Below are 24,927 nucleotides of genomic sequence, written 5' to 3' on the forward strand. Positions count from 1 at the left end.
GTCTGGCCCGTGAGCTCAACATCGACGCCGAGGGCATCGACATGGGCCCGTCCCCCACGGACGCCGCCCTGGCCGCCGACCTGGTACTGCCGATCGAGGATCTCGACCTCACCGTCCGGTCGTACAACTGCCTCAAGCGCGAGGGCGTCCATTCCGTGGGTGAGCTCGTCGCCCGCTCCGAGGCCGACCTGCTGGACATCCGCAACTTCGGTGCGAAGTCGATCGACGAGGTCAAGGCCAAGCTCGCCGGCATGGGCCTGGGCCTCAAGGACAGCCCGCCCGGATTCGACCCGACCACCGCCGCACTCGGCGCGGACGACGATGCGGACGGGGGTTTCGTGGAGACCGAGCAATACTGAACGCCGCGCTGCGCCGGTCGCGACGGGACCGGAGAACTTCCACGTTGTTCCCTGCCCGCTGCACGAACATCAGGGCCGAGAAGGACCCGCTGTCGCCCCGGCTGCAGAACCGCCGCAGCTCGAGGGGCGATAGCGACCGCGTACGCGGGGTCGTCCTCGCACAGCCGTTCGCGGATGTGGGACGGGGCGAGCGACTCCGGTGCATGGCCTCGCGACTGCCCGTCGGCCTCGACCTGAGTCGCCGCCGACCCAGCCCGGCAGACGGCTGCCTCCCTTAGGCATGGGTCGGGACAGCGGGCCGACGTCGCCGTGTCCGCCGGGCCGGACAGGCGGCGCGACGCTGTCCCGGCCGCGGGCGCCCGGGGCATCAAGCCGTCGGCCATTGCGCCGTTGACGAAGGCGTAGACGGCCTTGTGCATCACGTCCACCGTCAGTTCGGTGTGGGACCCGGTGGACGACGGGGCGCCGACACCATGGCGTTCTCCAGGATCCGGTCATTGGTGATCCGGACCACGGCGAACTCGCCGAAGCCACCGGCCCGCGCAGCCCCGCAGGGGCCATGCGCTTCGGCCCGGCCGCCCAGCAGCGCGGCTTGGCCGAAGCGCATGGCCCACTCCCGGGCCGGGAGCCCGCGAGCGCGGCGCATCCCCTCAGTCGCTCGAGAACCCGCCCGGCAACGTGCGAGCCAGGCAGACCGGTGACCGCCTGCTCGATCTTGTCGCCGACCGTCACCACCAACCCCCGGCCGTGCCGGCCAACAGTCCCTGCCCCGGCGAGCGCCTGATCATGCCCTGCCGGGCCTGGACGCCGACGTCCACGCGCGCCGCAACCACGGCCTCCCAGGCTGCCCTCGACCTGCTCGGCCGCACCGGTCGCCGCTGGCAGAGCGCTCCCCTCGTACAAGACGAACATCCCTCACGGCCTGTGCGTCACCGTGCCGGTACCGCGGACGGCGCCGGAGCGCTGAGCGGGAGCCTGGGAGGCGGGGCGGTGTGGGGCGCGGGGCGACGCAAGGTTCCCGGGGTGCGCCCGGGTGAATCCCGGCCGCCCGGCGGTGCGCCCCATCCGAAAATGTTACCGTCCGTGACCATAGTGACTGTATGTCGTCACAACAAGATGCCCAGCGGCCCGAGGGCCGCCACTACGTGAGCCGCGGAGTGGACGTCCGGATCGTTGCGGGGGAGGGAGGGAGCGTCGACCTCCGACTGGACGGCATGCCTGTCCAGGTCACCTACATGGACGGCGAGTACCACAGTCAGCTCGCCAACATGTTCACCGGATTTCCCACCATCGACGACCTCGTGGAGTCGCTCCTGGAGACGCAGGGCAGGACTTGGGTTCTGCGCGGCGGTCACACCGGCGGGGGCGGGCATGACCACGGCGGTGGCGGCCACGACCACGGTGGTCACGACCACGACCACGACCACGAGCACGGCAACGGCGGGGGCGCCCGGTGAACATTCGCAAGAACATCTACCATCTGGCCCCGCAGGAACTCGCCGACTTCCAGGACGCCCTCAACGCCATCAAGGCGGACGGCAGTTACGACGACTTCATCGCGCGCCACCATCACGCCATGATGGACGCGACCCCGCTGCCCGGCGAGGACGCGGACACCAACGTCCGCAACGCCGCGCACCGCGGACCCGCGTTCCTGCCGTGGCACCGGTACTTCTGCCGGGAACTGGAGCTGCTACTTCAGTCCAAGAAGAGGAACGTCACGCTGCCCTATTGGGACTGGTCGGCCGACGCGGCCGCGCCGTCGGCGGCCCCGCTGTGGAACACGGACCCGGCTGCCGGCCCTGTGTACATGGGCGGCGACGGCGACGGCCCGAACGGCGAAGTGACCACCGGACCGTTCCGGCACTGGACCGCACTGATCGAGGACCTGGAGACCGGCGGTCTCGTCCCCCGCCCGGGCATCGTCCGGGCGCTCGGCAGCACTGCGGGTGCGCCCGCCTCAAATCTGCCGACCTTTCCCACCGCCGCCCAAGTGGAGGACATGGTCCTCAACTGGGACACGTACGACGAGGCACCCTGGGGGCGGCGGAGCCAGCGCAGCTTCCGCAACCGGCTGGAAGGCTGGCGCAAGACCGACACCGAAGGCGGCTCCCAGCTGCACAACCGCGTCCACATCTGGGTCGGCGGAGACATGGGCCCCGGCACCTCCCCCAACGACCCCGTCTTCTTCCTGCACCACTGCAACGTCGACCGCCTGTGGGCCCGCTGGCAGCACACGCACCCGAACGCGCCGTACCTCCCGGCAGGCGACGGTCCCGCTGGGCACAACCTCCACGACACCATGGCCCACCTCGACACGACCGACACGACCCCCGCCCGCTCCCTCGACTACCGCCGCAACCTCGGCTTCATCTTCGACACCGATCCGCCACTGGTGGAGCTGGCGACACCCACCGTGAACTTCCGCAACATCCCCTCGGGAGCGACCCGTTGGCGGGCCGCCGAGTTCCGGGTCCGCGCCGCCGCCCGCGTCCACTTGGAGATCGTGCCCGGCAGCGGACCGGCCGCACCGTACGGGCTCACCACACGCGGCGGCACCGTCACCCACACCCCGGTGCCCGACAACGCCCCCTTCGACGTGGTGAAGTTCTGGTTCGCCTTCACCGGCGAGGCCGCGGCAGGCGTCGCGGCCGGCGGTCCGGTGAAGATCCGCTGCGTGGAGACCGGGCAGGTCTTCGACGTACTTCTCACGGCCAACACCGTCACACGGCAGACCACCGCAGTGATGTTCGCACTCGACACCTCGCTCAGCATGGCCCGGCCCGTGCGCACGGGCGACAGCCGCATCCGGCTGCTGCGCGAGGCCGTCGCCCAAGGCGTCGAACTCGTCCGCGACGGAAGCGGCGCCGGAGTGGTGGCATTCGACCAGGACGCGCACCCCGATGTGAAGCCGGCGGCCTTCACCCCGGACGGGAGCCAGCGCGACGACGTCCTGGCGGCAGTCGCCGCGCTCGAGCCGAGTGGCAACACCTCGGTCGGAGACGGACTGGTCGCGGCACAGGAGGCCGTCCTACCCGTGCTCCGCGACTTCGCCGACTTCGCGCTGGTCGTCGTCACCGACGGCCAGGAGAACCAGCCCGAGTTCCTGGACGACGTCGCCGGGAGCATCGGTCTGCGCACTTTCGCCGTAGGTCTCGGCCGCGCCCAGCCGGTGAGCGCCCCGGTGCTGACCAGGCTCACCCAGACGACCGAGGGAAGCCTGCTGATCACCGACACCCTCGGCGCCGAGGCGGACGACCGCTTCCGCCTCTCCTCGTACGTCCTTCAAGCCCTCGCCTCGGCCGCCGACGACGACGTGGTGAGCACGGGGACGGGCGTCGTCACCAACGCGGCGGAAGTCCGGATCCCGTTCCGGCTCACCGAGGCCGACATCGAGGCCACAGTGATCCTGCTGAGGGACACAGCCGCGGTGCGCCTGACGCTGGAGACTCCGGCGGGGCAGCTGCTGACGGAGGCAGACCTCGCCGCGCTGGGCGCGCCCGTCCGGCCGGGCCCCGCCATGGCTTACTGCCGCTTCCACCTGCCGCTGGCCGTCGGCCCGGGGGCGCACGCCGGCACCTGGCACGTGCGCCTCACGGCCGACGGGGACTCGGTGCGCAACGAGAGCGACCGGCTCAGGACCGAGGCCGCAGGAGACCCTGCCCGGCTGGTGGATATCGACGGGCTGGAGGCACACGGACCGAGGTACGGCCTCCTCATCCACGCCTGGAGCAACCTGCGGTTCAACGCCCGTCTCGCCCAGCCGAGCCTGGAACCGGGAACGCGCCTGCGGATCGACGCCTCCCTCACCGAATTCGGCGAGCACGTCGCAGGCCGGGCCGAGGTGGTGGCAGAGGTGACGCGTCCCGACGGCGTCGGCATGTCCGTACCCCTCGGCGAGGAACTGCCGGGCGCATTCCGCGGCGGCTTCGAGGCAGGCATGGCGGGCGTCTGGCGCATCCGGGTCACGGCCACGGGCCATACACACGGCCGCATGCCCTTCACCAGGGAGCAGTGCTTCACGGCCGCCGTGCTGTCCGGCGGGGACGGGCCGTCTGTCCATGTCGTCGCCTCGGACGAGGACGGTGAGCCGACGCTGGGCTGAGCATTCGGATTCCTTCGATGCCGAACCGCGGCCGCCGGTGGCGGTCGCGGTGGCGGTCGCGGTGGCGGTGGCGGTGGCGGTGGCGGTCACGGTCGCGGTCGCGTTGGCGGTGGCGGTCAGGGTCGCGGTGGCGGTTCGGGCTTCCGCGGGAAGCAGACGACGAGGGGAACCGGGCGTGGTGAGCGGGGGCCGACCGGACGGCACCGGTTCGACGCGTGGGCCGAGCCTGGCAGGTTGTTCGACGGGGGCACGGCGGACGGCGTCGGGGTGTTGCGTGGGGCGGCCCCCGGCTACCAGGTGAACGCGGTACGCGCGGGGCAGCTCGTCGACGGTCGCACCTCCAGCACCGACCGGCTGACGCGGCGCGAGGCAGGGCGGGGCCGGGCGGCACGATGCGCCAGGCCTGTTGAGTCGTCAATTTGCTCGACGTGCGGCAACGCCGTAACGGTGCTGTGCTGGTGGAGAGCCCACACGTCACCAACCTTCCATGGAGGTGACTCACCATGGCATCGTTCAAGCTCGGAGACTCCGTGGCCGAGGACGCTCAGGCCCGGTCCAAGATCTCGACCGAACTCGCTCCTCCTGTCATCCTCAGGGCACAGCCCGACTCGTTCGTACGCCTGAACACACCAGAGGAGCTACGGGACTGGGAGGAGGCCGTCCGCGCCACCACCGGGATGCGCATCGACGCCACCCGCATGGCAGGCTCGGCGTCGGAGTCGTGCTCGTGCGGCTGCTCCGACGACTGCTGCGTGGACTGCCCCGTCCAATGATCCTTACGGTGTCCGTCGAGGACGACTTCCACACTCATGTCATCCGGGACGCCGCCGTCCGCCGCGGCTTCCGCGACTTCCACGTCCTGGAGTGCGACCGCATCAGCGAACGTCCCGGCCTGACATGGAGTTCGCACGGGGACACACCCAGCACCGTCCTGACCTCGGAAGGGCGCACCATCCCCCTCGACGCGGTGTCGGTGCTGTGGTGGCGGCGAATGCGAGCGAACCAGCAGGCTTCGGCCCGCGCGTCGACCGACCACCAGCAACGCCTGGTCGACAACGACAGCCGCGGCGCCCTCGGCGGCATCCTCGCGGCGTCCTTCCGCGGCCAGTGGATCTCCACCCCTGAAGCAACCGATCGCGCTGCGGACAAGCTGTACCAGCTCTCCGTGGCGCGGGAGGCGGGCTTCCGGGTGCCGCGCACGCTCGTCTCCCAATCCCGCGACGAGGTGGCGGAGTTCGCCCGCACCGTGGACCGCGTCATCGTCAAACCCGTGGTGGGCGCGACTGGCCCGCTCATGTTCACCCAGTACATCGACGACCCGCAGGCCATCCCCGAGGAGTCCTTCAGCGTCTGCCCGGCCGTCTACCAGGAATACATCCCCGGCCGCAGGCACGTCCGGCTCAACTGCTTCGGCGAGCGCATGTACGCGGCCCTCATCGAGACCGACCGGCTCGACTGGCGTCCCGACCTCAACGTGCCCATCTCCAGGTGGGAGGTACCGCCCGACGTGGGCCGCCGGGTGGTTGAGGTGCTGCGGCGCCTCGGGCTGCGCATGGGCGCCATCGACATCAAGCTGACCCCGGACGGCGAGCCCGTCTGGCTGGAGGTCAACCCGCAGGGGCAGTTCCTCTTCCTGCAGCCGCTGCTGGGGGAACCACTGGACGACCACTTCCTCGACTTCCTGCTCTCCTGCGCGGAGGTCGGCGGACACGACCGGTGATCCGTCGTCGCTTCTCCCCCACATCCGCGACGATCCGCTGACGTCGGACGCAGGGTCGGGGGCCCAATGCCACCACCCCGGCGCACTCGCAGCCCAGCGCAGAGAAAGCGCCCGCACATGCAGCGAAAGACGGTATCCGCCGGGGCGGACGTCCCCTCGCACTCGCAGCCTGACCATCTGGTGGCCAGTGACTCAAAAGCCGCGGAAAACGCCGTCGCCGCCGACGGCGCCCGCGAACTCCTCGAAGTCCATGTTCGCGCCCTCGACGTTGTTCTCGATGCTCCACAGCTCGGCTGCCACAACGCGGACACACCGCTCACGCTCACCCCGCAGGTCCACCACGAGGAGCGGCAGTTCGGGCGAGGCGACAGCTACAGAGTCCGCCAGGACAAGGAGTGGATGCTGGTACTCCGCAGGAATCAGATCGAGGGCCTGGCCAGGTGTCAAACCCTCGTACCTCCGGTCATCGACGAGTGCGACGTTGGCCAGGAAGCCGTCCCTGCCGGGCGAGTACAGCGCCGCCCTCAGAGCGTCCCAAGCAGCGCCGGCGGAGAAGTCGGTGCGCACTACGAGAGCTTCCAAAGTGCAAGGGAGCTGATTCATGCTTGGACGGTACCGCCAACCCGGAAACCGATCCGGTCACAGCACTGGGGCAACTATCCCCAAGATGTGTCCGACCAGGGCGATTTGATTATTGGCCGGAAACGTGTCGTCGGTGCCGCGCAGGACGAGATCAGCGAGCTATGTGCACAGTCGGCCGACTCCCGTGGACATCGCGCACCTCGACCAGAGGTTTGGCAGCACGGTGTCGCCGATGGCTGACATGCACCTTTAAAGACTGAGCGTCGACTGGGGAGCATGGAGCAGTCCGGTAGCGGTGGAGGGACCACCGGCCGGACGGGGGATCGTATGAGAATCAGCTCGACTCTGGCTGCAGCCGCCCTGACCATCGGACTCAGCCTGGCCGCCACCGCCCCTGCGGGAGCAGCCGACACTGCGACTCCTGGGCCCCGCCCCGCAGTCGCAGGCAAGAGCGCTGGTGATGTCTCCATCAAGCGCGCCTTCACCACCTGGGCCACCAACGTGAACGTGCGCCACAACCACAGCAACTTCGCCGTCTGCAACAACTCACCGTCCGCGGCCAACTGTCCGAACGTGCGGGGGCAGGTGAACCCGGGCGTCTCGTTCGAGGCATGGTGCCAGAAGGTCGGCAGCCAGACAGTGGGCGGCAACCCCTACTGGGTCTATGTCATCCTGCCCAATTTCGAGGGCTGGATGGCCAGTTACTACGTCGACTACCCAGACAACGTGCTCCCGGACACCCCGTTCTGCTAGGGGCCGCCGGACCGTGATCAGCAGGGGTCCCGCCATAGCCGTGGCCCTGAGGCCTCGCCTCCACGCTGCGCGCGTGGGGGCGGGGTCTCACCTGGTTCGGGCGCATGATGAGGCACCGTCCGCAGATCGATCTCGCTTGCTCCGCGTCGCTGAACTCCACGACCATGCCGTGGACACTGGTGCAGTCCTTCCGGAAGTACATCTCTGCCAGATCCGCAGCCGCGATGCTCTGCAGCTGCTTGGACGGCGTCGGTGCCGTCGCGAGCGGGCAGAGGCCGGCCGCGACGGCGGTCTTCATCAGCTTGCGTTGCATACCGACCCGGACGTTCACGAGCACGGCGGCCGGATACCACACAGCCGGTTGCAGCAGGGGGCCAGGTAGCTGCCGGTCTGCAGGCGCAGGCGTAGTGCGCTGGTATGTGACGACCAGCAGGACCAAGCGCACTGCGGCGTGCAGGCGCGGCCCCAGTCCGCCGCTCCGACGCCGCGATCGTGCCACCCACGACGAAATAATCCCAGTTGCCGTCGCCCGTTCCTCAAGCCGATCCTGTGTGCTCGGTCAACGAGGAGGACACGTGGGGCTCGTTCTGTTCCCAGGAGACGACGACACCAGCAGCCCGGACGTGTCCTGGTCCTACACCGGCTTCGGAGTGTTCCGGCAGCGACTGGCTCGGGCCGAGGGATTCGCACTCGACGAGATGCATGGCTTCGGTGGACAGCGCTCCTGGAACGATGTCTCCACCACTCTGGCACCCCTTCTCGATCACCCCGATGACGAAGGCCCCGACCTCACGTCGATCCAGTGCGCCGCGATCCTGCCCCGCCTACAGGCGCCGACCATCCTCAGGACGGAAGCGTCGACCCCGTAGTCCAGGGGCACATCGACGACGCCCGCCAGCTGGTGGTCGTCCTGCAGCTCTGCATCGAGAAGGACGTCGCCCTTCTCTTCGGCTGACGTCGGCCGGCATCACCGGCTCACCGTGACCAGCCATGTTGCCAAGCGACATACCCACACCCTCCGCACAAGATCCACTTCCAAGATCCACTCCCGATATGTTCCCTAGTGCGGGCAAACGACCTCGGGCCTCTTTCGCTCGCCTTCCGGGGTGAAGGTGAAGGTCTCGCGGAAAGGGCCGTCACCGAAACGCACCGCGAGGAGCAGCGGCTGCTCATGCTCGGGCGGCCAGGAGTTGGTTCCTGGCGCGCTGCCGTTCCACAGGTGGAAGACCACCATCGGCTGCTCCATGTCCTCGCTGAGGTAGCCGAGCGTCTTCCCGTACAGGGGGTTCTCTCCGCCCAGCAAGACGGAGGGTGGCCCGAACGCCGCAGTCACGTCCGGCCATGTGCGGTCCTTCTTGGCCCAGGAGCGCACGGAACCCTTGAGAGCCTCGTACTCGGTGGGCGTGAGCAGCCGGTCCGACTCCAGCCAACCGGATCGTTGTGCGAATTCCGCGTACACCGAGGCCATGCAGTCGTCGTAGCAGTGTCCGGGAATCAACTCCCTGTACGCCCCCTTCACACCGGTGGCCATAAGGGTCCTGCTGTCAATCCAAGCCTGCCGCTGGGGGGCGAAGGCCTCGGGCCGACGTTCGACGAACAGCAGGTTCGTGATCAGTACGTGCAGTGAGACCTCACCTCCGAACGTCTCAGGGGAACGAAGGGCGCAGTTGAGCTGCGCAACGAGGTGGGCATGTATCTCGGAGGCGGTTGCAAGGGAGTCGGCAGATGTCACCCCACAGGTTCTCGCACATGAGGGCCAGCCTGCCAGCCTAGAAGCCCGCCGCCCCGCACTGCGGATGCGCTGGCTGCCGCCCGGCCCGGATGACGCCTCGTACCGATTGCCCATCGCGCCGGGAGGATGCCTGGCCCTGAGCCGCACCACCTTCGACCGCCTCGGCGGCTTCGGGACTTTCCGGGAACTCGGACTGGAAGACGTCGACTTCAGCCTGCGGGCATGGCGTGCCGGGGTCAGCGTTCTGGCCGTCCCGTCGGCGCGACTGGCACACCGGTTCCGGCCAAACCCGCCCTATCGACTCAGCGCAGCGAGCCGCGCCTACAACGTGGCACGTGTCGCGCTCATTCACTTCGAGGATTCCCGCCGCGAAGCATGCCTACGCAAGATCATCGGAACGCCGAGGGCGACCGAGGCCCTGGTCGATGTGTTCCTCAGCGACTGGGAGGACCAGCGGAACAGACTCGCGGCCACCAGTTCACGGACCGTCGAGGACTTCTTCAGCACGTTCGGCGACTGGGGTCGGCTCGATTGACATGATCAACCGGACCCGGACGGGATCGGCCCAGGCCCGGCCTGCCGGGACCCTCGGTGGGCCGGACATGCCGTTGGGGCGCGGGGCTCAGGGAACTCGGCGAGGAGCTGGCCGTCCACGTCGCCGCGCGCACCGTGCCAGCCCCCGCCCTGCGCACGCCGGACTCGCGCACCGCCCTGCTCACGGCGGCGGAGGCTGCCCAGCAGCAGTGAACGGCCGGTGGCCGCACTGGCCCCGGCCCGGCGGGCCCGTTTGAGGAAGTCGCCCGCAGTCACAAGCTGCCGCCCGCGATCAGTTCGACAGGATGGGCTGGTGCCGTCATCGCCCTCGGACGGGGCTGGAGTTGCGATGGAGCTGACGCCTGTGGAAGGCGGTTCACTCGCCGGTGAGCCGCCCCTGTCTCCCGCCGTGTCAGCGGACGATCGCGCTGCGCCCCCACGTCAATCCGACGAAGGTGACCAGCATCCATGCCGGTCCGACGACACCCTGGAAGCCGGGTAGGCCGGTGATGCCCGCGAACAGGACCACTGCCAGTACGGGCACGAGGCTGAACCAGCCGATCCACCGTGAGATCGTGCGTTCACGCAACGCCATCCAGGCCACCGCTCCAGCCGCGACCACGACGCCGAGCCAGCCGATGTACCCGCCGAAGTCGTTGAGCATGAAGTAGACGAACAGTCCGTCCTGACCGAAGGACTGCTCATCCATGCCGGCCGGCAAATAGATCGCCAGGGCGCCCTTCCATCCGTAACCGTAGGTCAGTCCTGCGGCCGAGGCCGTCAAAGCGCCGCTGACCACGTAGGCAGCGGTGCTGCCCGGAACCCGCGGCTCGACCTGACGCCGCCATGCCGCAGCCAGCACGAGGAGCAGGACTACCGTCAGGAAGCCGGCGACGAGACCGAGATGCGCCATGGAGCGCCCCACGTCGTCAAGGACCGACGCATCGACGGGTTCCCGCGGGTCCGTGCCGGCCCGGACATCCGCCAGAAGCGTGGCGACTCCTCCCAACAGGCCTGCTCCCACCCCGAACAGGGGCCACTTCGCCCTTCCGTCACGCTCCTGTCGCGCCATGTCCCCCGAGCGGGCTTCCGGATCGATGGTGGTCATCCGCATCAACTCCCTGTATGTGCGGGTACGTTGCCGATCCGAATGTCGCGGTAGGCGTGTCCCGCCGCCCAGGGACCCGGGTCCCGACCGACTGGGATGGTTTTGCCGGATCGCGCCCGGTAAGGGCCCGCATTACGGGAACATGTGGGTGTGAGTCGGGGGGATCTGGCACTGCGTCACACTGCGTACGTCATCGCGGGCCTGGGCACAGCGGGCTGCGTTGCGACGGTGCCCGTGCACGGCTGGCTGGCCGAACGCATCGCCATTACCCCCCTGTACTGGTCTGACCTCGTGCTCGGCACGGTCTGGCCGCTGGTGGGCGCCCTCGTTGCCAGGGGCCGCCCGCGCAATCCCGTCTGCTGGCTGATGCTGCTGCCCGCGATGATCGGGCCGTACTATCTGCTGGCCTATTACGCCGGTTACAGCAGCCTAGTGGCGGCGGATCCGCTTCCCGGGTGGGAAGTGGGGGCCTGGATCGGCTGCTGGGGCTTTGTCGGCTACTGGTTCGCCACCCCCTTGGTGCCCTTGCTCTTTCCGCACGGTCGCCTGGAAACGGCGCCGCGCCGGGCGTGCGCCTGGGCGGTCATCACAGTCGCCGCGACAGGAACGCTGGCCACGATGCTGCGGCCCAGCGGCACCGATCCCGTCCCTGGTGTCCCGAACCCTCTCGGGATCGCGGGCTGGGGGTGGCTGCACACCGTGATGTTCATCTGTGCCGCGGCCACCATGCTCGGCGGCAGCCTGGCGGCCGCCGTCTTCCTTGTCCTGCGCACCCGCGCGGCGACCGGTGTCGAGCGGGCTCAACTGCAGTGGCTGATGCTGGGCGGGCTGCTGATGGTGTTCTCCTTCTTCTCCTTCCTGTTGGACGACGCCGAGCAGCCGGCTCTGGTCGGTGACCTCGTCATGCTGGTAGGGCTGCTCGGCCCACCCGCGAGCGTCGCGGTCGCCATGCTGCGGCACAGGCTGTTCGACGTGGAGCTGGTCCTCGGCCGCGCCATCGTCTTCGCCGTCCTCAGCGCGCTTGTCCTGGGGGTGTACGCCGCGGTCGTCGCCGGCGCGAGACTGATCGCGCCCGGGTCCCTGACGGGAACGTGTCTGATCGCTTTCACCGCGCTGCTCGCGGCCAACGGGCGCGGCGCCGTCCAGGCGGCCGTGGACCGCACGCTATTCGGGCATCGCCACGATCCGTACGCCGTTGTCGCCCACGTCGGTCGCCGTGTCGCTCCGGCTTGCGAGCCGGCGGAAGCCATGCAGCATCTCGTCGACGCCTTGCGGCATGCGCTGCGCCTGCCCTACGCGGCGTTCGAAAGCCCCGCCGTGGCAGCGGCCTCGGGCAGGCCGGCGGCGGGCGCGGGCTGGCGGGCCTTTCCCTGCCGGGCTCTGGGCCGCGAACTCGGGGTACTTCGCGTAGGGCGGCGAAGCGTCAACGACCCTTGGACGGCTAAGGAGCAGGCCGCAGTGGAAGAGGTCGCAGACCGCGCCGGAACACTCGCCTACGCCGCCGGTCTCGTCGAGGACATCGCCCGCAGTCGCTCACGCATCCTGTCGGTGCGTGAGGAGGAGCGCCGGCGGCTGCGCGCGGACCTCCACGACGGCATCGGCCCCTCTCTGGCCGGCACCGCCCACCAGCTCGATGCCCTCGCCCGGCGCATCGACGATCCCCATCTCGCGGGGTGTGTCAGGACACTTCGGGACAGGCTTCGCTCCACCGTCGCCGATCTGCGCACCGTGGTCCACGGGCTGCGGCCCGCGGTCCTCGACCAGTTGGGGCTTCCCGGCGCCCTACGGGAACTGCTCGCCGGATACGACACACCGGCATGCCACAACAGCATCGACGGCGCCTGCCACCGCCTGCCGGCCGCCGTCGAGGTCGCCGCGTACGCCATCGCCGCCGAGGCGGTCGCCAACGCCGTCAGACACAGCGCCGCCGGCCGCCTCGAACTGACCGCCCGGATGAAGGACACCGTCTTGATTCTCTCGATCCGCGACAACGGACGCGGCATTCCCCCCAGGCACAGGGCCGGTGTCGGCCTGCGCAGTATGCGGGAGCGTGCAGCCGAGATCGGAGGCCGTCTGGAGGTGACGGCCGCGCCCGGCGGCGGCACCCTCGTGCGAGCCATCCTCCCGGTGGGTGACCACCAGTGAACGTCCCCGTCACCGTCCTCGTCGTCGACGACCATCCCGTCTTCCGGGCAGGCATGGCCACCGTCCTCGCCGATCTCCCCGATGTGACGGTCGTCGGAGAAGCGTCCGACGGTGCCGAAGCCATCACCGCCGCCGGTCAGCTGCGGCCGGCGATCGTGCTCATGGACCTGCGCATGCCGAACGTCAGCGGCCTGGAGGCCACGGCCCAGATCACGACGGCCCATCCTGAGATCGCCGTCCTCATCCTGACCATGGACGAGGACGACGACTCGGTCTTCGCCGCCTTGCGCGTCGGCGCACGTGGCTACCTGCTCAAGGAATCAGACGGAGCCGACGTCCACCGTGCCCTGCTCGGTGTGGCCCGCGGCGAAGCGGTCTTCGGCCCCCGGATCGCCCAGCGCGTCCTGTCGCAGTTCGCCGCTCCGTCCACCGCCAGATCGCCCCTCCCCTTTCCGCACCTCACCGACCGCGAACGCGAGACCCTCGACCTGATCTCCCGCGGCCTGGACAACGCTTCCATCGCCCGCCGCCTGTCCCTGTCCGAGAAGACCATCCGCAACCGGGTCAGCGACGTCCTGGCGAAACTGCACGCCCGATCCCGCACGGAGGCGGCGGCCCTCGCGCGGGACGCGGGCCTGGGGCATCCCCGTCACTCCACGTAGATGTATGCGCGGCAGGTCCTCGGATCGCTCAGGGGGTCCTACTGACCCTGGCCTGGGGGGCGTTCGACTTCGTGGGCGTGATCGCCACAGGGGAATCGAGTCCTGCCCCGCCGCCACCCGCCGCCACCGAGGTCCTGTTCACAGAGGCCGGCCAACGGCGCCCGCGGAATGCTGAACGCGGCGTACAGCCGATGGCCGGAAGCACCGCGATTGTGGCGGCTGTGCTTGTGCCGGCCACCGCCATGAGGAGGGCCGGGACCTGTCCTCGATGACGGCATCCTGGCCGGCACCGCCTACCGCCTACCGTCTGCTGCCTGCTGCCTGCTGCCTGCTGCCTGCCAGACGGTCCGGCCTCACTTCAGGTGCCGGTCCAAGAACCTGCACCCGTCCTCCAGCTCGAACCACGGGGTGCCGGTGTGCCCACCCAGGTTGGCGTGCAGCGTCTTCTCCTTGCTGCCGAAGGCGTCGAACAGGTCCAGCGCCCGTTGCCGGGGGTTCCCTTCGTCGTCCCACTGCAGCAGGAACAGCAGCGGAATGGTGACCTGCCGGGCTTCCTCGCGCTGGGCCCGAGGAACGTACCCCCCGGCGAAGAAGCCTGCGGCCACGATGCGCGGCTCGACCACCGCCAGCCGAATGCCGAGGGCGGTCCACCCCCCGGAGTACCCGACCGGGCCGCCGATCTCGGGCAGCTCGAGGAGCGCGTCCAGAGTGCTCTGCCATTCCGGGACCGCGTTGTCGACCAGCGGGCCGATGAAGGACTCGAAGATCTCGTCGACCGGCTCGCCGGCCCGCATCGCCCGCCGGAGGTCGGCACGGGCTTGCTCGTCGGCGGCGGAACGGGGACGGTCACCGCACCCGGCGGCGTCGATGGTGGCCACCGCGTAGCCGCGCGCCGCGGTGTACCGGGCCCGGGCCACCAGCCGAGGGTCCGCCTTGGGCAGGCCGTTGTTGTGGGCCATCAGGATCAGCGGGGCTGGTGCGGATCCGGGCGTCCACAGGGTGCCGGGGATCTCCCCGAGGGTGAATTCGCGCTCGAGGACGCCGTCGTCAAGGCGCTTCTCAGAAGTGAATTGCATGGTCGTGCCTTTCGGGAGTGCTCTTGAACGGCGCTCCCGGACGACCTACAGCCCGACCGTGACCCCGGAGGGGAGCACCCATGTCGATTCTGCGTTCACAGGTACCACCTCCTCGTTCTCTCGCACGGCCTCCGGGAGATTAGCAACGGCCGCCGTGGTCCGCCAACGGGTTTTCGCGGAGGCTCCGTCCTCGCTGCGAACAAGCAGCGCTGTCGACAAGGCCCTGGTCGATCAGGGCTCCAAGAACCAGAAAGACCGTCACCGCACTCACCGATCGGCTCCCCAGCCAACTGAGCTGGCCCGAGGGCGGTGAGCCGGCGTTCGTCTCGCTTCGCCCGTCGCGGGTATGCACAAGACGCACGATGAACCCACGCAGGCAAGGAGCATCAGGAAACCACTGTGGCGCCGGATCGGTGCGCCTCTCCGAAACCGGCAGGCACCCGAGGGCCAGGTCATGAGAGGGTGCGGTTCGATCCGGTACAGGGGGAAGTATTGGGGCTGATCTACGGCTACGACATCCATCTGCGTCCTTGGAACGTCGCCAGGGCGTTGGCCAATCTGGCCGAGCTGGCGCCACCGACCCGTGCCGTGCCCCCACTTGAGATCACGCTGCCTGGTGGGGACCGGCTCGTCCTCCCGTTCACGTCCCAGTACAAGAGCGAGCCGGTCGACTGCTCTATGAGCAGCACGCTCGAGCTCGACACGTCGATCATGTTCGACGTCGATGAAGCACTGCGCGAGTACGCGGCGACGGGCGGCCCTGAACCTGAGGCGGACGGGCGTATCCAGATCGGGTACGTCTACGTGACGATCCGGTTCGTGTCCTTCCTGCACCCTGGTTACGCGTCGGTGGAGTGCTGGGCAGCGACGTCGGGGATGAGCCGCTTGTTCGCGCGGTCGACCAACATCAGGAAGGTGTTCACCGACCTCGCCGCCGCCAGTGGCGGCGTGTGCTGCCTGTTCGACACCGGCGACGGCGGCCCCGAGCAGGTGTGCTGGCTCAACGGTGAAACCCTCAAGGAGATGGTCCCCGGTCCCCTCTTTCCGGATCGGCCATCACTTGTGGCGACTTGGTCCGACCCCGAGCCGTAGGCGCTCCATGCAGGACATGGAGCAACCCCGCCCCGAACACCGTTTCGAGGTTCCCGCACGGGCGGGCCCACCCCGCAGGCCGATGCCGTCGCCGAGCCGGGGGCATGGCTTTGCCTCCCAGCCACTGGGAGGCAAAGCCCTACAGCAAGCGCGAGCGTGGCATGTCCTGACAGGCGAAGTCGTGAACCCGCGAGGACCGTACGGGGGTTCAGCGCTGCACCTGACCTCCGGGTGGCCGGCCCGTCACCTTGCATTCATCGCAGGGTGAGCGGGGTCTCGGATGCGATGCCGGACAGCTTCTCGGGGTTGCGGACGAAGTAGAGGCCCGTGATGCGGGCGTCCTCGACCCGGATCGCGATGATGCCGTCGACCTCGCCGTCCAGGTACACGAGGAGTGCCGGGTTGCCGTTGACCACGGTGGGGTCGAGGGTGAGCGCGATTCCGGGCCTGCCGGTTCCGCCGACGATGAGGCGGGCCACCTTGTCGGCGCCGATGATCGGCCGCAGCGCAGCGTGCTTGACGCCGCCGCCGTCGCCCATGTAGACGACCTCGGGGGCGAGCACGTCGAGGAGGCCCTGAAGGTCCCCGGTTTCGAGCGCGCGCTGGAACGACTCCAGGGCCGCCCGGGTCTCACCCGGGGAGACCACCTTGCGGGGGCGGCGGGCGTCGACGTGCTGGCGGGCGCGGTGTGCGATCTGGCGGACGGCCGCAGTGCTCTTGCCGACGGCGGCCGCGATCTCCTCGTAGCCGACATCGAAGGCCTCGCGCAGCACGAACACGGCGCGCTCCGTCGGCGACAGTGTCTCCAGGACGAGCATCATCGCCATCGACACACTCTCGGCGAGCTCCACGTCCTCGGCCACGTCCGGTGCGGTGAGCATCGGCTCGGGCAGCCAGGGCCCGACGTACGCCTCCTTGCGGCGCGTCATGGTGCGCAGCCGGTTGAGGGCCTGCCGGGTCGTGACCCGGACCAGGTAGGCGCGGTGGTCGCGCACCTGCTCCAGGTCGACCTTGACCCATCGCAGCCAGGTTTCCTGAAGCACGTCCTCGGCGTCGGCGACCGATCCGAGCATTTCGTATGCGACGGTGAAGAGCAGGTTGCGGTGGGCGACGAACGTCTCGGTCGCCGGGTCAGCGGCTTGGTCGCTCATATCTCGGCCCCTCTTCTTCGCGGCCGGCCCAGGTTGCCCAAGGCCTTTAAGCGTGCATCCACAACAAGGTCCTTTTCGTAGGTAGCCGTTCGATCTTGGCCCACCTCTTCGGTGCGATCGAGAGTGGGACACCACCCGGCGCACGGTTGTGACACGCGACCACGAGTGCTTGGTCAGGCTGCCCGTTCAGCGGTGGCCGGCGTCTCGCCGCGCTCGGCCTGCAGCAGTTGTTGGCGCTTGGCACCCCCTGACATGAGGTGCAAGCGGTACGAACCCGGCTTGCCTGCCTCGTCGGCCAGGTGCTTGGTGATGCCCTTGCACACGAACTCCTTGAGCCTGGCGCCCAGGCCGCCGTCGATGTGGAACCACACCGCGACGTCGTACCGGTGGGCGAACTGGAAGATCCCGGCGCGTCGGCCGAGGCTGATGCACTGTCCCGCGAACGTCTCGTTGAGGGGCGCGGGCTGCTCAGCCGCGATACGGCTGAGCACCGTGTCGGCGGCCCGCGCGCCCAGTGGGATCGCTGCCTGGCAGCTCATCCGCAGCGGCAGGCCCGAGGGCGCCGCCGAGTCCCCGGCCGCAACGATGCGCACGTTGTCCATGCTGGTCAGGGTCTCGTCCGTGAGCAGGCGGCCCAGGGCGTCGGTGCTCAGCCCGCTGCGCACGGCCAGGTCCGGCACGCCGAATCCGGCGGTCCAGATGGTCACCTGGCTCGGCAGCTCGCGGCCATCAGCGAGCTGCACGGCATCGCGGGTCACAGCCGTCACCTTCGTGTCGGGGCCGTCGAGCACGGTCACACCGAGCTTGGCCAGCCGCCCGGCCACCGAGCGTCGGCCCCGAGGGTGCAGGTACGGGCCAAGCACCCCTCCGCAGACCAGGGTCACGGCGCGGCCGGCCTCCGCCAGCTCGGCGGCGGTCTCGATGCCGGTCGGACCGGCTCCGACAACTGTCACCGCGGCCGTCGCGGGGGCGGCGTCGAGGACCGGCCGCAGCCGACCCGCCTCCTCGAAGGTGGCGATCGGGTAAGCAAAGTCGGCCGCCCCGGGCACACTCGGGTCGGCGCTGCCACTGCCCACCGCGTAAACCAGGTAGTCGAAGCCGACCGTGCCACCGGCCGCCAACGTCACGCTGCGCCCGGCCACGTCGATCCGTGCCACGGTGTCGACCACCAGCCGGACGCGCTCGCCCAGAACCTCCCGGAAGTCGACGACCGCGCCGTGGGACCCGCCCACCAGTTGGTGCAGGCGGACCCGGTGGACGAAACTCGGGCGCGGGTTGATCAGCGTCACTGTCACGTCGTCGCGCTGTGTCAGTCGATTGGCCGCCATGACGCCGGCGTACCCGCCGCCGATCACGACCACATCGGTGTTCTCAGTCATGGTGTCTCCTCCGCTTGAGGGCTTCGGACACAAGACACCGCTTCCTCGATCACTGTGACAGCATGTGACGCACATCACTTTCCGGGCATGACCGCCTCCACGGATCCGCCCCGATCGCTGGACCCGAGCGCCGTCATCTGCTCGGCCGGTGTCGCCGTCGCGAAGCTGTGACGACCAGCGGCTGACCGAGAACGAAGACGAGGCCCTGCGGCGCCGTTCGGCCGGGACCCGCACCGCAGAGCCCCGGGAGCCGGCCACCCACAGCATGTCCTGCCCTTGGGGCGGGTGCGGGTCAGGCGTCCAGGCGGCGGGTGGCGAGCCAGGTGACGATCTCGGGGTCGCGGTGGTCGAAGAACAGGGAGCCGCCGGTGTCGAGGGTGGCGATCTGGGCCATCTGCCCGTCGGTGAGCTGGAAGTCGAAGATGTCGATGTTCTCGGCCATGCGCTCGGCGCGCACCGACTTGGGGATGGCGATGACGCCGCGCTGGGTCAGCCAGCGCAACACGACCTGCGCGACCGACTTGCCGTGTTCCTTGCCGATCTGGGCCAGCAGCGGGTTGGTGAACAGGTCGTTCTTGCCTTCCGCGAAGCCGCCCCAGGACTGGATCTGCACGCCGTGTTCGCGCATGAGGCCCTGGTAGTCGGCGCGCTGGAAGAAGGGGTGGGTCTCGATCTGGTTGACCGCCGGGGTGATCTCGTTGTTGACGATCAGGTCGATCAGCCGGTCGGGGTAGAAGTTGGCGACGCCGATCGCCTTCGCCGCGCCCGCGCGGTTCAGCGCCTCCATGGCGCGCCACTGGCCGTAGACGTCACCGAAGGGCTGGTGCATCAGGTACAGGTCGAGGTGGTCCAGGCCCAGCTTGTTCAGGGACGTCTCGAAGGCGCGCATGGTGTGGTCCTCGGCGGGGGCGTCCTGAATCCACAGCTTGGTGGTGACGAACAGGTCCTGGCGGGCGATGCCGCTGGACTTGATGGCCCGGCCTACGGCTTCTTCGTTGCCGTAGGCGGCGGCGGTGTCCAGCAGGCGGTAGCCGGCGGCCAGCGCCTCGGACGCGGCGCGCTCGGTGTCCTCGGCGGGGATCTGGTAGACGCCGAAGCCGAGGAGCGGCATCTTGACGCCGTTGTTGAGGGTGACGGTCTGCATGAGCGGGATGTCCTTCGCTGTCCGGTGGGGAGAGGGAAGTCAGGGGCGGATGAGGGCCTTGAGGACCTGACGGTCGGCCATGGCCCGGTAGGCGTCCGGCGTCTGGTCGAGGGTGAAGGTCTGGTCGAAGACGCGGCCGGGGGCGATGGTGCCGTCCAGGACGTCGGGCAGTAGGTGCTCGATGTAGGCGCGGGCGGGGCTGGCGCCGCCGGTCAGGGTGATGTTGCGCATGAACTCGGCCGGGCCGATCGGACCCTGCTCGTACTGCGGGACACCAAGGCGGCTGATGGTGCCGCCGTCCAGGACCGCGCCCAGAGCCGTGTCGAGGGCCTGGCGGGTGCCGACAGCCTCGATGACCTTGTCCACGCCGCCGGTCAGCTCGTGGATGCGGGCGATGCCCTCCTCGCCGCGCTCGGCGACGACGTCGGATGCGCCGAACTCGCGGCCGAGAGCCGTGCGGGCCTCGTGGCGGCCGGCGAGCACGATCCGCTCGGCGCCGAGCCGCTTGGCGGCGATCACCGCGCACAGGCCGACCGCGCCGTCCCCGACCACGACCACCGCATCGCCGCGGCCGACGCCGGCGGTGACAGCGCCATGGTGGCCGGTGGTCATCACGTCCGACAGCGCCAGCAGCGACGGCAGCAGCGCGGAGTCGGCGGCGACCGGCAGCCTCACCAGGGTGCCGGCCGCATGCGGCACGCGGACGGCTTCGCCCTGCCCGCCGTCGACGCCGTACCGGCCGCCGTTGCGGCACGAGATGTGCAGGCCCTTGACGCAGTAGTCGCAGGTGTTGTCGCTGTAGGTGAACGGGGCGACGACCAGGTCCCCCGCCGTCAGGCCCATCACGTCCGCGCCGGTCTCCTCGACGACGCCGAGGAACTCATGGCCCATGGGGCGGCCGGCGTCGGTGGCGGGCATCGACTGGTACGGCCACAGGTCGCTGCCGCACACGCACGCGGCCACTGTGCGCACGACCGCGTCGGTCGGCTGGACGATCTTCGGGTCGGGACGGTGCTCGACGCGGACGTCGCCGGCTCCGTACATCACTGCTGCACGCATGAGGGGTGTTATTCCAAACGAGGGAGGGGGTGGCGCCACGAGAAGCGCGGCGTGCCGGGGGCGGGATCAGCGTTCGAGCAGCTGCGCCTGGGCCTCGGTGTGGGTGTCGCCGGCGGCGGGGGGCAGGCTGCTGAGCCTGTGGAGCTGCTCGCTGGTCGGCGTGATCGCGTCGGCGGCGGTGTTCTCCTCTACGCGGCCCACCCGCTTCGTGCCGGGGATCGGGGCGATGTCGTCGCCCTGGGCGAGCAGCCAGGCCAGCGCGACCTGGGCGGGCGTGGCGCCGACCTCGGCGGCCAGGGCTTGTACCTCATCGGCGATCGCGAGGTTGCGCCGGAAGTTCTCACCGGTGAAGCGCGGGTTGTCGCGTCGGAAGTCGTCCTTGTCGAACTCGTCGGTGGAGCGGACCGTGCCCGTCAGGAAGCCGCGCCCGAGCGGGGAGAACGGCACGAGTCCGATGTTCAGCTCCCGCAGAAGGGGCAGGACGCGCTCCTCGATTCCGCGCGTCCACAGGGAGTACTCCGACTGCACCGCGGTGACCGGCTGGACGGCGTGGGCGCGGCGGATCGTGTCCGGGCCTGCCTCGGAGAGCCCGAAGGCGCGCACCTTGCCCTCGGCGATCAGCTCTTTGACGGCGCCGGCGGTCTCCTCGATCGGCGTGTTCGGGTCCACCCGGTGCTGGTAGTACAGGTCGATGTGGTCGGTGCCCAGCCGCTTCAGGGAGCCCTCGACCGCGGTGCGGATGTTCGCCGGGCTGGAGTCCAGGTTCCAGGCGCCGTCCCCGCCGTGCGAGACCAGGCCGAACTTGGTGGCCAGCACCGCCTTCTCCCGGCGTCCCTTCAGCGCCCTCCCGAGCAGTTCCTCGTTGGTGTAAGGCCCGTAGATCTCGGCGGTGTCGATGAGCGTGACTCCCAGCTCGAGCGCCCGGTGCACGGTCCTGATCGACTCCGCGTCGTCCGTGCCGGAGCCGGTGTAGCCGTGGGACATCCCCATGGCGCCCAGCCCGATCCGGGAAACCTCCAGGTCACGCAGCTTGATGTACCGCATCTCGCCCTCTTTCGATCCGTGGTGTACCGGCATCCTCACCCTCGCCCGTCCGGCCACGTCATGCTTGTGGTGGCTCTGGCGTCGGCCGGGGTGCCGGCGTCTTGCTCCTTCACCTTGGCCCGGATTGCTCCGGTGTGGCAGGGCGGGCTCTTCAGGGGTAGTGACAGGGCTCCCCTCCCGTCCGCGCAGCGGGTGCCCAGCGGGTGAGACTGGAGTCATGGCATCCCAGAGCGCGCACAGCGAGGGCGCCGAGCTGGGCCGTTACCTACGCGCCCGCCGGACCCAGACCAGCCCCGAACACGTCGGCCTCACCGTCGGCGCCGGCATCCGCCGCACCCCCGGCCTGCGCCGCGAAGAGCTGGCCACCCTCGCCGGCATCAGCATCGACTACTACGTGCGCCTGGAACGCGGCAAGGAGACCCGCCCCAGCCCCGCCGTCCTCGACGCCCTCGCCCGCGCTCTGCGCATGGACGACCAGGAACACCAGCACCTGCGAGAGCTCGCCGCCCGCGCCGCCCGCTACACCCCCGAGCCGCCGCCCGCGCCCAGCCGCACCGTGCGCCCCCACCTCAAGCTGCTCCTCGAATCACTGCGCCCGAACCCGGCCTACGTCATCAGCCGCAGCATGGACATGCTCGCCTGGAACCCCGGCGGTCTCGCCCTCTACGCGGGCCTGGACGACTGGCCGGCCAAGCATCGCAACCTCGCCCGCTACCTGTTCCTGCACCCCGTGGCGCGCGACCTGTTCCCCGACTGGGACCGGCAGATCACCGCATGCGTCGCCCGCCTGCGTGCCATCGCCGGCAACGCACCCGACGCTCCCGACCTCACCAGCCTCGTCGGCGAACTGCTGCTGAAAAGCCACGACTTCGCCGGACTGTGGGAACGCTACGAAGTGACCGGCCGCAAGCCCGCCCACAAGGCCTTCCGGCACCCCCAAGTCGGCGCGGTCACCCTCACCTCGCAGTCACTGCACGTCGAAGGCACCCCCGGCCAGCGCATCGGCGTCTACACCGCCGAACCCGGAACCCCCGACCACGACGCCCTGCTCCTGCTCGACATGACCGCGCCCCGGCAGGCGGAACGCCCCGCCCCCACCTCGAAAGCCACCGGCCAGCAGCCGTAAGCCACCACGGCACGCGAATTGGGACCGCAGGCTTCCGCCGTCCCCCGGGGCCGGCGACTCGTCGGGCGCTCCCGGCAGCGAATGGCGTCCTGCATCGTCCCGCCGTCCAAGGGGCATCGCCCGGGCTCATGGCGGAGACATCACCGCGGAATCCGCCGGGCTGGGCAAGGGAGCAACGTTCACCTTGCGCCTCCCGCAGGAACCCGCCCCAGGGTCGGCATGCCAGCGCTCTCGCGCTGACTCCATCGTCCTCTCGCACCATCGACCCCGGACAATCTGAGTAGTTGAGCTTGGCATCCGCTACGCGGCGACCTCTCGACCCCGGCTGCGAGGCGCTCGCGTTCGGCGCGCAGCAGGGTGCGGTGACCCGCTGTCCGGGTTGTGCCCGGCTTTGAGGCCCAACTCGTACCTGGAAGGCCAACGGCAGACCGGCAAAGTGCTCCTCCTGCCATGACACCCGGGCCGATTGCTGACGCTTGCAGAAGGCGCGGTCAGCGCGCCGTCGAGACACTGCGGCCGGAAACACGCCGCGTCGGCCCACCGGTCGGATCCACGCCGTCGGCTCCGCCTCCGACCCGCCCCCCAAAGTCCTGACGTCCACGCCGTAAGTCGGCGCCAGGACGGGAGCCCGCATCCTCATCGAGATCGGCGACGGCAGCATCTTCCCGACCGTCGGCCATCTCGCCGCCTGCGCGGGTCGCGCCCGGCGACTCACCTGCGGTTCCTGATCGTCGATTCGCGGCAAGAGCCCTCCCGGACAGGAGAAGCAGCTCAAACCCGGTTCGGGATGCTCACGCCGCCAGGGGCACCGGCCTCAGGCCGACACGGCGATCAGCCGTGAACGGTGTTGAGGACGGAGGCAAGCTTTTCGGCCTCGGGCTGGAGATACCTTCCCCAGCCGGCCTCAGGTCAAGGCGGCTGCCGCCGGGATCCCCGATACGCGGTCGGCGTGGCCGCCGAGGCGATGCTCACGTCGTGGCCAACGTCCCTGACCAGCGATCCACTCGCGGTGGTCTACGTCGACCACGAGGGCCGGCGTAAAGCAGCGGCTTCCCTCTCGTGTCAGCTACGCCTTCCGGGCCAGTCCGCCGTGCTCGGCCTCGTGTCAGCTACGCCTTCCGGGCGAGTCCGCCGTGCTCGGCGACGACCTCCGGGGTGGGCGAACCGGGCTCCGGGCGCCACTGCGTCACCGAGACGACGCCGGGTTCGAGGAGTTCCAAGCCGTCGAAGAACGTGGTGATCTCGTCGACGGTGCGCAGGTTGTACGAGACGGCACCGCTGTTGTTGTAGTGATCCTGGGCCTGCTCGAAGACCGGGTCGATGCCGCGTGACCCGTCGTTGACAGAGAGGTAACTGCCCGAGGGCAGGGCGTCCATCAGCCACGTGACGATGGAGCGGGCCTGATCGTAGTCGGCGACGTGGCCCAGGATGTTGCTGAGGATGAGCGCGGCGGGGCGGTCGAAGTCCAGTGTCCTGGCGGCGGCCGCGAGGACGCGGTCCGGGTCCGTCACATTGGCGTCGATGTACGCGGTCGCACCCTCATGGGTGGACTGGAGCAGGGCGCGGGCGTGGGCGAGGACCATCGGATCGTTGTCGACGTAGACGATCCGTGCCTCGGGGGCGAGCCCTTGAGCGACCTCGTGGGTGTTCTGGGCGGTCGGAAGGCCGGTGCCGATGTCCAGGAATTGCCGGATGCCCGCCTCGGACACGAGATACCTGATGTTGCGGCGTAGGAAGGCCCGGCTGGAGCGGGCGATGGTGACGATGCCGGGGAAGACTGCTGTGTACGCGTCGCCGGCCTCCTCGTCGACGGGATAGTTGTCCTTGCCGCCGAGCCAGTAGTTCCAGATGCGGGCGGAGTGCGGCAGCGACGTGTCGATCTTCTGATGCTTCGCTGGTTCGGGCGTCGTCACAGGGTCGGCCATAACTCGCGTCCGTCCTTCAACCGAGAGGTGGATCATCCACGGCACAACCTATGCCCCAACCCCCGTCATCTACCCTGTAGTTCAGGTTTTCGGCTGGTCGGTCAGCGACGCCTGGCTCGTCGCAGCCCTTGTGCGCGTGCAGTTTGGCGGGCCGTCGCCTGCGCGGCCCGCGCCGGGCCGGATCGGCCGGATACCGCGCCCCAGCGGCTTGAGCGCCTGGATGCCGTGAAG

24 protein-coding genes and 1 pseudogene are annotated in these 24,927 nt (G+C 69.6%); 14 read left to right on the forward strand and 11 right to left on the reverse strand.

Annotation, left to right across the window (positions count from 1 at the left end; genetic code table 11):
• Positions 1–359, forward strand: a 359-nt coding sequence (locus tag ACWBNA_RS04285) for a DNA-directed RNA polymerase subunit alpha C-terminal domain-containing protein (RefSeq protein ID WP_482702452.1), incomplete at its 5' end; no start/stop codon positions are given.
• Positions 360–789: 430 nt separating this feature from the next.
• Here ACWBNA_RS04285 and ACWBNA_RS04290 read toward each other — a convergent pair.
• Positions 790–966: a hypothetical protein gene (locus ACWBNA_RS04290; RefSeq protein WP_482702454.1), complete on the reverse strand. Its 177-nt coding sequence runs from the start codon at positions 964–966 to the stop codon at positions 790–792.
• A 493-nt stretch (positions 967–1,459) separates the two neighbouring features.
• On the opposite strand from ACWBNA_RS04290, the gene ACWBNA_RS04295 reads away from it, so the two are divergent.
• From ACWBNA_RS04295 to ACWBNA_RS04310, 4 genes are all read left to right on the forward strand, one after another.
• Positions 1,460–1,816 (forward strand): hypothetical protein, encoded by a 357-nt coding sequence (locus tag ACWBNA_RS04295; protein ID WP_482702455.1) that lies wholly within the window; start codon positions 1,460–1,462, stop codon positions 1,814–1,816.
• Entirely contained in the window at positions 1,813–4,464 is a 2,652-nt protein-coding gene (locus ACWBNA_RS04300) for a tyrosinase family protein (RefSeq protein WP_482702457.1), read from the forward strand. Before ACWBNA_RS04295 ends, ACWBNA_RS04300 begins: the two co-directional genes overlap by 4 nt.
• Before the next feature lie 503 nt (positions 4,465–4,967).
• Positions 4,968–5,237: a hypothetical protein gene (locus tag ACWBNA_RS04305; protein ID WP_482702459.1), complete on the forward strand. Its 270-nt coding sequence runs from the start codon at positions 4,968–4,970 to the stop codon at positions 5,235–5,237.
• 8 nt (positions 5,238–5,245) lie between these two features.
• Positions 5,246–6,184 (forward strand): ATP-grasp domain-containing protein, encoded by a 939-nt coding sequence (locus ACWBNA_RS04310; RefSeq protein WP_482702461.1) that lies wholly within the window; start codon positions 5,246–5,248, stop codon positions 6,182–6,184.
• A gap of 192 nt (positions 6,185–6,376) precedes the next feature.
• On the opposite strand, the gene ACWBNA_RS04315 is transcribed toward ACWBNA_RS04310, so the two are convergent.
• Positions 6,377–6,751: a DUF6924 domain-containing protein gene (locus tag ACWBNA_RS04315; RefSeq protein WP_482702462.1), complete on the reverse strand. Its 375-nt coding sequence runs from the start codon at positions 6,749–6,751 to the stop codon at positions 6,377–6,379.
• Between the two features lie 342 nt (positions 6,752–7,093).
• Here ACWBNA_RS04315 and ACWBNA_RS04320 point away from each other — a divergent pair, with 342 nt between their 5' ends.
• Positions 7,094–7,519, forward strand: coding sequence for a hypothetical protein (locus ACWBNA_RS04320; RefSeq protein WP_482702463.1), 426 nt, complete (start codon positions 7,094–7,096; stop codon positions 7,517–7,519).
• Between the two features lie 575 nt (positions 7,520–8,094).
• Entirely contained in the window at positions 8,095–8,388 is a 294-nt protein-coding gene (locus tag ACWBNA_RS04325) for a hypothetical protein (RefSeq protein ID WP_482702464.1), read from the forward strand.
• Positions 8,389–8,579: 191 nt separating this feature from the next.
• Here the strand turns inward: ACWBNA_RS04325 and ACWBNA_RS04330 are convergent, their stop codons facing one another.
• Positions 8,580–9,050, reverse strand: coding sequence for a hypothetical protein (locus tag ACWBNA_RS04330; protein ID WP_482702465.1), 471 nt, complete (start codon positions 9,048–9,050; stop codon positions 8,580–8,582).
• A gap of 265 nt (positions 9,051–9,315) precedes the next feature.
• Between ACWBNA_RS04330 and ACWBNA_RS04335 the strand changes: the two genes are divergently transcribed.
• Positions 9,316–9,786 (forward strand): glycosyltransferase family 2 protein, encoded by a 471-nt coding sequence (locus tag ACWBNA_RS04335; protein ID WP_482702467.1) that lies wholly within the window; start codon positions 9,316–9,318, stop codon positions 9,784–9,786.
• A 56-nt stretch (positions 9,787–9,842) separates the two neighbouring features.
• On the forward strand, positions 9,843–9,998 hold the full coding sequence (locus tag ACWBNA_RS04340; RefSeq protein ID WP_482702469.1) for a hypothetical protein: 156 nt from the start codon (positions 9,843–9,845) through the stop codon (positions 9,996–9,998).
• Between the two features lie 199 nt (positions 9,999–10,197).
• On the opposite strand, the gene ACWBNA_RS04345 is transcribed toward ACWBNA_RS04340, so the two are convergent.
• Positions 10,198–10,893 carry a hypothetical protein gene (locus ACWBNA_RS04345; protein WP_482702470.1) on the reverse strand — a complete coding sequence of 232 codons (696 nt, stop codon included), beginning with the start codon at positions 10,891–10,893 and terminating at the stop codon, positions 10,198–10,200.
• Positions 10,894–11,043: 150 nt separating this feature from the next.
• Between ACWBNA_RS04345 and ACWBNA_RS04350 the strand changes: the two genes are divergently transcribed.
• Complete coding sequence (locus tag ACWBNA_RS04350) at positions 11,044–13,038, forward strand: sensor histidine kinase (RefSeq protein ID WP_482702472.1); 1,995 nt, start codon at positions 11,044–11,046, stop codon at positions 13,036–13,038.
• On the forward strand, positions 13,035–13,700 hold the full coding sequence (locus tag ACWBNA_RS04355) for a response regulator (protein WP_482702473.1): 666 nt from the start codon (positions 13,035–13,037) through the stop codon (positions 13,698–13,700). Before ACWBNA_RS04350 ends, ACWBNA_RS04355 begins: the two co-directional genes overlap by 4 nt.
• A gap of 353 nt (positions 13,701–14,053) precedes the next feature.
• On the opposite strand, the gene ACWBNA_RS04360 is transcribed toward ACWBNA_RS04355, so the two are convergent.
• Complete coding sequence (locus ACWBNA_RS04360) at positions 14,054–14,776, reverse strand: dienelactone hydrolase family protein (RefSeq protein ID WP_482702475.1); 723 nt, start codon at positions 14,774–14,776, stop codon at positions 14,054–14,056.
• Positions 14,777–15,268: 492 nt separating this feature from the next.
• On the opposite strand from ACWBNA_RS04360, the gene ACWBNA_RS04365 reads away from it, so the two are divergent.
• The gene (locus tag ACWBNA_RS04365) at positions 15,269–15,868 is read left to right on the forward strand and encodes a hypothetical protein (RefSeq protein WP_482702477.1); all 600 of its coding nucleotides are present in this window, start codon (positions 15,269–15,271) and stop codon (positions 15,866–15,868) included.
• A gap of 254 nt (positions 15,869–16,122) precedes the next feature.
• Here the strand turns inward: ACWBNA_RS04365 and ACWBNA_RS04370 are convergent, their stop codons facing one another.
• The 5 genes from ACWBNA_RS04370 to ACWBNA_RS04390 all read right to left on the reverse strand — a co-directional run bounded on the left by ACWBNA_RS04370 (position 16,123) and on the right by ACWBNA_RS04390 (position 21,645).
• The gene (locus tag ACWBNA_RS04370; RefSeq protein ID WP_482702479.1) at positions 16,123–17,019 is read right to left on the reverse strand and encodes an RNA polymerase sigma-70 factor; all 897 of its coding nucleotides are present in this window, start codon (positions 17,017–17,019) and stop codon (positions 16,123–16,125) included.
• A 173-nt stretch (positions 17,020–17,192) separates the two neighbouring features.
• On the reverse strand, positions 17,193–18,398 hold the full coding sequence (locus ACWBNA_RS04375; RefSeq protein WP_482702481.1) for an NAD(P)/FAD-dependent oxidoreductase: 1,206 nt from the start codon (positions 18,396–18,398) through the stop codon (positions 17,193–17,195).
• 292 nt (positions 18,399–18,690) lie between these two features.
• Positions 18,691–19,542, reverse strand: a complete 852-nt coding sequence (locus tag ACWBNA_RS04380; protein WP_482702484.1) for an aldo/keto reductase — start codon at positions 19,540–19,542, stop codon at positions 18,691–18,693.
• A gap of 39 nt (positions 19,543–19,581) precedes the next feature.
• Positions 19,582–20,601 carry a zinc-binding dehydrogenase gene (locus ACWBNA_RS04385; RefSeq protein ID WP_482702486.1) on the reverse strand — a complete coding sequence of 340 codons (1,020 nt, stop codon included), beginning with the start codon at positions 20,599–20,601 and terminating at the stop codon, positions 19,582–19,584.
• A 66-nt stretch (positions 20,602–20,667) separates the two neighbouring features.
• Positions 20,668–21,645 carry an aldo/keto reductase gene (locus ACWBNA_RS04390; RefSeq protein ID WP_482702488.1) on the reverse strand — a complete coding sequence of 326 codons (978 nt, stop codon included), beginning with the start codon at positions 21,643–21,645 and terminating at the stop codon, positions 20,668–20,670.
• 217 nt (positions 21,646–21,862) lie between these two features.
• On the opposite strand from ACWBNA_RS04390, the gene ACWBNA_RS04395 reads away from it, so the two are divergent.
• Both ACWBNA_RS04395 and ACWBNA_RS04400 read left to right on the forward strand, forming a co-directional pair.
• Positions 21,863–22,771 (forward strand): helix-turn-helix transcriptional regulator, encoded by a 909-nt coding sequence (locus ACWBNA_RS04395; protein ID WP_482702490.1) that lies wholly within the window; start codon positions 21,863–21,865, stop codon positions 22,769–22,771.
• A 578-nt stretch (positions 22,772–23,349) separates the two neighbouring features.
• Positions 23,350–23,475 (forward strand): annotated as a pseudogene (locus ACWBNA_RS04400) (transposase); the annotation flags it as partial.
• Positions 23,476–23,880: 405 nt separating this feature from the next.
• Here ACWBNA_RS04400 and ACWBNA_RS04405 read toward each other — a convergent pair.
• A complete protein-coding gene (locus ACWBNA_RS04405; protein ID WP_482702492.1) occupies positions 23,881–24,696 on the reverse strand; it encodes an SAM-dependent methyltransferase in 816 nt (271 codons plus the stop codon).
• Positions 24,697–24,927 lie beyond the last annotated feature (231 nt).

Source organism: Streptomyces sp. Q2, from assembly GCF_056820935.1.

Bases quoted from the DNA above. Each gene is read 5' to 3' on its own strand.
- ACWBNA_RS04375 (WP_482702481.1), bottom strand. From the start codon at position 18,398: ATGACTGAGAACACCGATGTGGTCGTGATCGGCGGCGGGTACGCCGGC.
- ACWBNA_RS04295 (WP_482702455.1), top strand. From the start codon at position 1,460: ATGTCGTCACAACAAGATGCCCAGCGGCCCGAGGGCCGCCACTACGTG.
- ACWBNA_RS04290 (WP_482702454.1), bottom strand. From the start codon at position 966: ATGCGCTTCGGCCAAGCCGCGCTGCTGGGCGGCCGGGCCGAAGCGCAT.
- ACWBNA_RS04385 (WP_482702486.1), bottom strand. From the start codon at position 20,601: ATGCGTGCAGCAGTGATGTACGGAGCCGGCGACGTCCGCGTCGAGCAC.
- ACWBNA_RS04330 (WP_482702465.1), bottom strand. From the start codon at position 9,050: ATGGCCACCGGTGTGAAGGGGGCGTACAGGGAGTTGATTCCCGGACAC.
- ACWBNA_RS04305 (WP_482702459.1), top strand. From the start codon at position 4,968: ATGGCATCGTTCAAGCTCGGAGACTCCGTGGCCGAGGACGCTCAGGCC.
- ACWBNA_RS04360 (WP_482702475.1), bottom strand. From the start codon at position 14,776: ATGCAATTCACTTCTGAGAAGCGCCTTGACGACGGCGTCCTCGAGCGC.
- ACWBNA_RS04345 (WP_482702470.1), bottom strand. From the start codon at position 10,893: ATGACCACCATCGATCCGGAAGCCCGCTCGGGGGACATGGCGCGACAG.
- ACWBNA_RS04380 (WP_482702484.1), bottom strand. From the start codon at position 19,542: ATGCAGACCGTCACCCTCAACAACGGCGTCAAGATGCCGCTCCTCGGC.
- ACWBNA_RS04335 (WP_482702467.1), top strand. From the start codon at position 9,316: ATGCGCTGGCTGCCGCCCGGCCCGGATGACGCCTCGTACCGATTGCCC.
- ACWBNA_RS04395 (WP_482702490.1), top strand. From the start codon at position 21,863: ATGGCATCCCAGAGCGCGCACAGCGAGGGCGCCGAGCTGGGCCGTTAC.
- ACWBNA_RS04370 (WP_482702479.1), bottom strand. From the start codon at position 17,019: ATGAGCGACCAAGCCGCTGACCCGGCGACCGAGACGTTCGTCGCCCAC.
- ACWBNA_RS04405 (WP_482702492.1), bottom strand. From the start codon at position 24,696: ATGGCCGACCCTGTGACGACGCCCGAACCAGCGAAGCATCAGAAGATC.
- ACWBNA_RS04320 (WP_482702463.1), top strand. From the start codon at position 7,094: ATGAGAATCAGCTCGACTCTGGCTGCAGCCGCCCTGACCATCGGACTC.
- ACWBNA_RS04390 (WP_482702488.1), bottom strand. From the start codon at position 21,645: ATGCGGTACATCAAGCTGCGTGACCTGGAGGTTTCCCGGATCGGGCTG.